General features: G+C 64.6%; 2 protein-coding genes. Both read right to left on the bottom strand.

The features are described 5' to 3' along the window. Window positions 1–363: 363 nt before the first annotated feature. A complete protein-coding gene (locus BRAS3809_RS18605; protein ID WP_008963622.1) occupies window positions 364–957 on the bottom strand; it encodes a formyltransferase family protein in 594 nt (197 codons plus the stop codon). Window positions 958–1,591: 634 nt separating this feature from the next. After that, window positions 1,592–3,694 (bottom strand): sulfotransferase (locus BRAS3809_RS18600; RefSeq protein ID WP_035656787.1); only part of this gene is annotated, 2,103 nt, incomplete at its 5' end.

Genomic DNA, 3,694 nt, shown 5'->3' with positions numbered 1-3,694 from the left:
AAGGCGGGGGCCGCCGAGCTGCCCACCAGGATCGACGCGGCGATAGCCATTCCAATGCGGTCGAGACGCATGAATCTTGTCCCTCAATATCGTTGATGAGGTCAGCTTATTTGGAGGAATTGTGACGAAAATTTGCCGCAATGCCGAAATGAAATTTTCTCGAACAGTTTCAAGCTATTAACGATTAACGCGGAACCCGCTTTTGAGGCATTCGGGCGGTAATGTGGGCAAACTGCGCCTTCATCCACAACATGAGCAGACCGGCGCCACAGCCTTGCGTTGAGAGAACGTTCGTTCGCCCTCGAACGCCGGCGCGAGGTCTCCGACGGCGCGACAGCGACAAGCAGCCGCCCTGTGGATGGCTCAGTGAGGCGTGAGGCTCGGCGCCTTGGTCGCGAACTGCTCGTCCTGCGGCTTGGCGGGAATCGTTCCGGTGGCCTTGGCTGATTCGACGACGTCGCCGAGCAGCTTGAGGCCGAGCGGCGCCAGCGCGCGCTCCCACAATTCGCGGGCGGTCTCACCCTTCCTGACGAAGCACCAGTCCTGGGCCGCGATGGCGCCGGCATCCATCCGTTCGGCAAGATGGTAGATGGTGCCGCCCGCGACCGGATCGCCTTCCTTGATGGTCCATTCCACGGCCGCGATGCCGCGGTGGCGCGGCAGCAGGGACGGGTGGTAGCCGATGCCGCCGAGCTTGGCGGCGGCCACGGCCTCCTGCGTGACGCGGGCGTGGCTGTGCGCGGTCACGATCAGGTCGGTTCCCGGGGCGATCTCGCTGGCGGGCACCACCTTGGGATCGGCCTGGACTACGACCTCGATTCCGGCGCTGCGCGCGGTCGCCGCAAGCCGGTCCTCGCCGTCATGCACGACCACGCGCGCGATCTCGATGCCTCTCTCGCGCAGCATGTTCAGTGTGGCGACGCCGAAATGGCGGGAGCCGACGAGGGTGATGCGCATGGTGCGAAATCTTCCATGGTTGGGGCGGGAGCTGCACCGGACAGAGTTTGCGCGCCCGGGGCTGTTCGGGTCAAACCAAGCCTTTGCGTCCAGGTCAAGCGCCTGCTGCAGCTTCACCACAATCCCGCCCTTCCGGTCCGGGCCGGCGGCGGCGCTTGCGGGGGCATAAGCGCCGGATCAAGTCGCTGGCGGCCGCTGCCGGGGTGCCTTCATCGCCGGCTTGGGAAGCTCTGTGGCCGCCATTGCAGGCGGCCGGCGGCTCGTCTCAGGCCGCATTGCGCCGAGCCGCGCCGTTTGCGGGCCGCAGCGGCGTGGAGGGCGAGGGTTGCAGAACGACGCTCCAACTCATCTGACAGCTACAACTCATGAGAACCGCAGACACGACGTTCGATGTCGATGGCCGTTCTACGCACGCATTTCCCGCTGGAAAATCCTGTGCAGATGCGAATCAACCTTTGATTGTATAATTAGTTGCTCGCGTACGTAGGAAATTCGACGCCTTGGCGTATGACGATGATAATTTCTTAAAGTCCGTTGCGCACACTCTACATGCCGCTCCGCCGCGCGGCCGGATAGCCGGGTGCCGCGCCTGTCACCGATCCCTGGGCAACAGCACCCGGTTATTTGCCGGCGGTCAGTTCGGTTCCGCTGACGCAGGCGTGATGCCGAGCGCCTCGCACAGCGGCCCGAGATGCTTCTCGTAGCGGCGCCAGCTTCCGATCGAGCGGCGGTACAGGGGTTCGCGCACCTGCATCAGGCTCGCGGTGCGCACCATGCGCTCGGTCTGATGGAAATCGAGGCAGGCGTCCTCCCAGTCCAGCCCGCAATGGGTCAGCACCCGGCGCGAAACGCCCTCGAGGTCGTCGACCAGATCCTCGTACTGCACATCCATCAGGACGCCGGGTGGCAGCACCTTGTGCCAGTGCTCCATGACGCCCTCGTAGCCGCGGTAATAGTGGCCGAGCTCGGTGAGGTCGTAGGCGAAGGGCTGCGATCCGGTGAACAGCAGTTGATAGCAGGACACGCAATTGTCGAGCGGGTCGCGTCGGGTGTTGATGATCCGGGCGCGCGGGAACGCGGCGTGAATCAGCCCGACGAAGATGAAGTTCAGCGGCATCTTGTCGACGATCCGCTCGGCCTCCGGCGCCAGCGTGCGGACACGGGCGGTGTACTCCTGTCCGAGCCTGGTCATCTCCTCGGGCGGGAGCAGGGCGATGAGATCGGGATAGGCTGGAATGACCTTCTGCCGACTGGCGCATTCGCCGACCAGATCCTTGAAGGTCTCGAGCTCGCCCGCACCGAACACCTTGGAATGGCTCGCCAGCACCTGCTCCATGAGCGTGGTCCCGGAGCGCGGCATGCCGACGATGAAGATCGGCGCCCAGGAGTCATCGCCATGTCCGGCCACCGTCCGGAAGAATTCGGGCGTGAAGCGGGCGGCGACGTTCTTCATCATGCCGAGCCGCTGCGCAGAATCGTAATCGAAGCTCTTGCGCTTGAGCGTGTTGGCCTGTTGCAAATGCGAGAAGGCGGCATCGTAGTCCTTCAGGTCGGACAATGCCTTGCCGAAGGCGAAATGAGCCGCGATCTGCTTCTCCTGATCGAGCTGGTCCACCCGCTCGATCAGCGCCTTCAGAGGCGGCAGGCGGCTGTCGTCCGGCTTGAATTTCGACATGTTCGCGAGATTGAGGTGAATCGGAGCATCGTCCGGCGCCAGCTCCAATGCCTTCTGGAATGCCGCCGTCGCCTCATCGAAGCGACCGAGCGCTTGATAGGCGACACCCAGATTGTTGTAGGAGCCGAACCGCTCGGGCTTGATCTTGATGGCCAGAAGGTTCTGCTCGATCGACTCCTCGAGCCGATTCAGCTCCAGGAAGGCATTGCCGAGATTGCCATAGGCGTCCGCATAATCGGGCCTGCTCGCGATCGCGCGCCTGTAGTGCTCGATCGCGCGCTCGCGATGACCCTGGCGCAACAGGACGTTGGCGATGTTGTTGTGGGTCTCGGCGTGCTCGGGACTGAAGTCGAGGACCTTGAGGTAATGCTTCGCCGCCTCGATGTCCTTGCCGGCCGTGTAGAGCAGGTTGCCCAGCGCGAAATGCGCGTCGAGGTGCTGCGGCTTGTTGTCGATCGCCCGCCGCAGCAGCGCCATCGCCTCGTCGATCAGGCCCTGGTTCTGCCGGACCATCGCGAATCCGTAGAGGATGCCGGGATGGCTCGGCGACAGCGACAATGCGGTCTCATAGTGCTGGACCGCGGCCTCGTAGCGGCCCGCGGAGGCTTCGACGGCGCCGATGCTGCCATGGGCCTCGGCGGACTTGTCGTTCACCGCGACCGCGCGCTGGAAATAGTCCTTGGCCTCGTCGAGACGGTTGGCGGTGGTGCAGATCATGCCGAGGCCGACCAGGGCATCGAAATTGGTCGGCTGGCCGGCCAGGATCAGCTTGAAGATCTGCTCGGCATCGCCGAGCTCGCCGCGCATCTGCAGTTTCTTGGCTACGGCGACGACGCCGTCCGCCAGCGTCTGCAGCGACGCGAGGCGCGTCGCGTCGAACGGGCGCGAATCCGTCGACGGCGTGACCACCGGCGGCGCCACATTGGCCGGCTGAGGCTGGGCCACGCCGGCGATCGCCTCGGCGATCGTCGGCCTGATCGCCTCGGTGCCGAGCGCGTCGAGCAAGGGCTTCAGACGGTCGCCGTACATGCGCCAGCGGCCGACGGATCCGCTGAACAGCGG

The sequence above is a fragment of the Bradyrhizobium sp. STM 3809 genome (genome assembly GCF_000239795.1).
Classification (GTDB): Bacteria; Pseudomonadota; Alphaproteobacteria; order Rhizobiales; family Xanthobacteraceae; genus Bradyrhizobium.
Note: the sequence above shows the minus strand (reverse complement) of the source record. Positions and strands in the feature narration are given on the sequence as shown.